The sequence below is a fragment of the Litorilinea aerophila genome (assembly GCF_006569185.2).
Lineage (GTDB): Bacteria > Chloroflexota > Anaerolineae > Caldilineales > Caldilineaceae > Litorilinea > Litorilinea aerophila.
In genome coordinates this window covers 1-4,002 of record NZ_VIGC02000065.1, presented here as the reverse complement: position 1 = coordinate 4,002, position 4,002 = coordinate 1, and the positions used below count along the sequence as shown (strand labels likewise).

Below are 4,002 nucleotides of genomic sequence, written 5' to 3'. Positions count from 1 at the left end.
CGCACTACATCTGGTGGAACCTGTCGGCAAATTTCTGCCGGGATTTACTGGTTCCCGTTTCGACGCGGAGTCGGCATCCTCAGATACCGGGCCAGGCGGAGTTGCATCTGAGGATGCGCACGCCGCCAATGGGCCACAAACCCCTGGACCTGGCTTACTGGGCCCGCCAGACGGCCAGCTGTTCTTCGATCCAGACATTGAGCTCCTCGAAATCTCGGGCCGACAGGGCCAGGTTTTTATCCGGCCGCAGGCTGGTGGCTTCCCGCAGATAGACGTGCTGGATGGCCGACTGGGGCTTGTCCGTATTCCAATGGACCAGAATGCGGATGCAGCGGGGCAGGCTGCCGGGCACGTCGATTTCATGGCTGCAGAGCAGCGGCACATCGAACCAACCCAGTTGCCGGGCAGCCAGCGCGGGAAAGGCCGACGTGATGTCCGGGGTGGTGGTAAAAATGGCGCTGGCTACATCCTGGGATTCAATGCCGTTGAGCCGGATCATCAGCCCCAGGAGTTCCCGGGTAGCTCGCAGGACGCATTCGGGCGTATCCTCGGTGACCGTCGTTGCTCCCCTGACGCCGCGACAGACCATTTGCATCGACTCCTTCTGCTTGTTCTGCGTGTTGGTTTTCTACTTGAATGGAAGATCGATTTGGTTGAAAGAATTTTCCCAACGAAATTCCCCAACAAAAAACGAGGGCGGGAAGTTGTCGCCATTCCTCGCCCTCGTTGAGCCCTGTTCTGTCCGGCTCTAGCCAGACATCATCGGCCTCGCTGCGCAGGATGGCGACGCAGTGCTAAAGAAAAAGTAGCTAAACCAATAGTAGGAAAAAGAAAACCCACGCAGGAAATCGCGCGGGTTGGTCACAGACATAGCCGAATGGGCAGCCGTAGACTGACTTCGGCTGTTGGTGTGCAACGATGGATGATGACGCTGCTGACGGCTATGCATGGGAATCTACCACTGGTTGAGCCTGCAGATGGTTGAGCCTGCAGAGGGTCGACAACGATTGTGAGATGGTTGCGACCCTGTCTGGAATTCCTGTCTGAATCTTCCAGATTTCTTTAGCCTGTCGTCGCCGGGCCTTGACCGCGGCCCCTTGATTGCCGCTTGCGAAACCGACTGCCGGACGGGTTGGATTCGAGCTTGGATCTGTCCGCCCAGGCTAGTGGCAAAGATAGCACGGCTATGCCCGGTTGTCAAGCCTGGATCCGGCTGGATGAGAATTTGACTCCGCTAAAGAGACCACTGAAGAGACCACAGATTCCCCGAGGAATACAGACTCAGCCCTTCACGAGGGGGTCCATTCCCAAAGTGCGCGTCCTGCCCTGAAAAAATGGAACATAGATGAACACGGATGGCCCCGGATCGGTAGGCCCGGCCAGCAGGCCGGATATCCGTACCAGGCAGGACAGGAACCCATGTCACGCAGGGATGCGTTACGGACGGATCGTGCGGATTCTTCATCCCCCGCGACCCATGAAGGTGCATGAAGAACTCAAATGCGCACTCCGCGGATAAACGAGATTTGACAAATCAAATTCCCTATGCCAGACTTTAGGCCACATCGGGGCCAGGCGTTGGCTCCGACCCATGGCAACGACGGAACCATGATACAAATTTCGAGACAACACCATCTTCGCATGTTATCCATATGGTGCATCTGTCCTGGGCGGGGGTCCCTGGCACCCGCCCGGCTGGCGACTCAATGACCTGAGTCGACCGTAAGCTGAAGCGACGTGCAGGTGGCCCCCGCGTGTCGAATGGCCCATCCTGGCCTTGGCCGGATGGGTCATCCCATGAAAGGGGGCTTTTTCATGCGCTGTCGCCGAAGCGTGACCCACCATGCCGGTTGTCCCAGACCGACCTGACAAGGTAGCTTGGCCGCTTGGCGTTCGCCCGCAGGGCCCCCTTTCCGGGGGCCTTTTTCTTTGCCCATTTTCGGGCTGCTGGTATCGAACCGGTCAACGGCCTTTTCGCCAACCACAAAAAGGAGGTTTCTGTGGCAACCAGAATCCAGCTTGGCAACGACGTATCCTGGGAGTTGGTCTACAAGCGCAACAATGTGGAACGCCTCAAGCGGGACAAGTTCCCCCTGGGCATCGTGGACGAGCTCCCCCAGATGATCGAGACGGGCTACGAGGACATCCCCGAAGAGGATATGGTCCGTCTCTACTGGTACGGCATCGCCCATGACAAGCCCAAGGTGGGCACCTTCATGGTCCGCCTCAAGGTGCCCTGCGGCATCGTCACCCCGGCCCAGATGCGGGGCGTGGGCCTCATCTCCGAGCGCTACGGCGACAACTACGGCGAGCTTACCACCCGCATGGGCATCCAGCTCCACCACGTCCGCCTGGAACACCTGCCCGATGTGCTGCAGGCCATCCAGGACACCGGCCTCACCACCACCGGCGCCGAAGGCGACACCGTGCGGAACATCACCGGCTGCCCCTTGAGCGGCATTCAGCCGGAGGAGGTCTTCGACGTGCGGCCCTACATCGACCAGGCGCACCAGTTCTTCACCGGCAACCGCACCTATTCCGACCTGCCCCGCAAGTTCAAGCTGACCTTCAGCGCCTGCCCCCACCAGTGCAGCGGCCCCCACTTCCACGACGTGGCGTTCCTGGCCGTGATCCACGAGGGACAGCCGGGCTTCACCGTCCGGGTGGGGGGCGGTCTCTCCTCCACGCCCCGCCTCTCCCGGGACCTGCGCATGTTCGTCCCCGAGGATCAGGCCATCGCCGTCCTGCAGACCCTGCTGGACATCTGGCGGGAGGACCTCACCTACCGCCTGAGCCGGCCCAAGTCCCGCCTGAAGTTCCTGGTGGATGACTACGGCCCGGACGCGGTGCGGGCCATGGTGGAGGAGCGCATGGGGCGGCGCTTCCAGGAGCTGGCGGCGCCCGAGCCGGTTCCCGGCGACCTGGCCCATCTGGGTGTCCATGCCCAGAAGCAGGAGGGACTCTTCAGCATGGGCTACGCGGTGCCCCAGGGCTGGGTTTCTGGCACCCAGCTCCAGCAGCTGGCCGACGTGCTGGATGAGGTGGGCGGTCACGCCCGGTTCACCCGCCAGCAAAACTTCATCCTGGCGGACATCCCAGAGGCGCGGCTGGGCTGGGTCGAAGCCCAGGTGGAGGAAATCGGCTTCAGCCTGAAGCGTAACCGGGTCTTTGGCCATTCGGTGGCCTGCACCGACCACCGCTACTGCAACTACTCCGTGGCCGAGACCAAGAACAAGGCCCAGGAGATCCTGGAGGAGCTGGACCGGCGCTTCGGCGACGAGGTGGAAGAGGGGCTGAGCCTCTACGTGGATGGCTGCCCCCACGCCTGCGCCCATCACTGGGTGGGCAACATCGGCCTCCAGGGGACGTCCATCCAGGCCGAGAACGGCGAGCGGATCGAGGCCTACGACATCTCCCTGCGGGGTGGTCTGGGCAACGAGGCTGCCATCGGCAAACCGCTGCTGCGGCGCATCCCCAGTGAGCAGGCCACCGAGGTGGTGATGCGGCTGGTGGAGGCCTGGCTGACAGAGCGGCGGGCCCAATCCAATGGCGCGGCCGCCCGCTACACCTTCCGGGACTTCTGCGACAACCACAGCGACGAGGAGCTGAAGGCCATCGCCCTGGGCACCGAGGTGGAGGAGGTGGACCTCAGCGACCGGGTCATCCTCCAGCTCAGCGGGCCGCTGCTGCACTTCACCGGCGGCATCGAGCAGTACGAAGCGCGGCCCATCCAGGCCCGCACCGTCCGCTCCCTCATCCAGGGGCTCCTCCGCCGCTACAAGGCCCTGGAACCCCAGATCCTGGACGAAAAGGGCGAACCGGTGGAGCACGTCCTGATCTTCGTGAACGAGGAGGACATCCGCGGCCTGCAGGGGCTGGATACCCGCCTCCAGGCGGGCGACCATGTCTTCATCTTGCCTGCCCTGTCCGGCGGATGAGAACGGGCGAAGCAGGGTAAATCCCGGCAGAAATTCGCCGACAGGTTCCACCAGATGTAGTGCG

General features: G+C 62.3%; 2 protein-coding genes. One reads left to right on the top strand and one right to left on the bottom strand.

The window, feature by feature from the left end:
- Positions 1–154: 154 nt before the first annotated feature.
- Complete coding sequence (aroH, locus tag FKZ61_RS23515; RefSeq protein ID WP_141612604.1) at positions 155–595, bottom strand: chorismate mutase; 441 nt, start codon at positions 593–595, stop codon at positions 155–157.
- A gap of 1,405 nt (positions 596–2,000) precedes the next feature.
- On the opposite strand from aroH, the gene FKZ61_RS23510 reads away from it, so the two are divergent.
- Complete coding sequence (locus FKZ61_RS23510) at positions 2,001–3,938, top strand: MoaD/ThiS family protein (protein ID WP_141612603.1); 1,938 nt, start codon at positions 2,001–2,003, stop codon at positions 3,936–3,938.
- The last annotated feature ends 64 nt before the right edge of the window (positions 3,939–4,002 follow it).

Excerpts from the sequence above, each read along its gene's own strand:
- aroH (WP_141612604.1), bottom strand. The coding sequence starts at position 595 with ATGCAAATGGTCTGTCGCGGCGTCAGGGGAGCAACGACGGTCACCGAG.